We start from the raw sequence: 601 nt of genomic DNA, 5'->3' as shown, positions 1-601 counted from the left end.
AATTCAGGATGACAAGAAACCATTTGATTTAAAGTTAATAAGGTTTGGTCGGATTTGTGGGGAATAAAAGCCATAAATTTTCTTAATTTATCAAAGATTTCTTGGTAGTATAAATGGCGATTATAAGGATCTTGATTTTCAAAAGAAGGGTTGATTGTTTTTATTAGTTGTTGGAATAAATTTTCTTGGTTATAAGTATGTTTTAAATTCACTAAAAGATGAAGGTTGTTAATGTCATTTATGTCGTTATTTAAAAATTCTATTGATTTTGAATTAAAATTATCTTGAGGAAAATGAGTTTGTAAATGAGTTAATAATTCTTCTAAAATGATTTCTCTGTTTTTGATTTTATCCCAAGGATGGGTTGTTTGTTTTTCTAAAAATAAATATTTTAAAGAGTTGAAGATTTTTTGGTTATTGGTATCATGTAAATATTTAGAATTAATGATGGCAAAATAAAGGTTTAATTTCTCCCATTGGACTTTGCTGATATAAGTAATGATTTGGCTTAAAGCTTTTTGTTCGTTGGTTAACATTTTATATTAACTCCTTTTTTATTTTTTAATGATGTTAATGTTAGAAAAAGGGATGAATTGACGGG

At 25.6% G+C, this 601-nt stretch carries 1 pseudogene; it reads right to left on the bottom strand.

The features are described 5' to 3' along the window. Positions 1 to 536 (bottom strand): annotated as a pseudogene (locus RI01_RS02830) (replicative DNA helicase); the annotation flags it as partial. Between the last annotated feature and the right edge of the window lie 65 nt (positions 537 to 601).

Source organism: Italian clover phyllody phytoplasma str. MA1 (assembly GCF_000300695.1).
GTDB lineage: Bacteria > Bacillota_I > Bacilli_A > Acholeplasmatales > Acholeplasmataceae > Phytoplasma.
The sequence above is the reverse complement of the archived record's forward strand: the minus strand, read 5'-3'. Positions and strand labels throughout refer to the sequence as shown.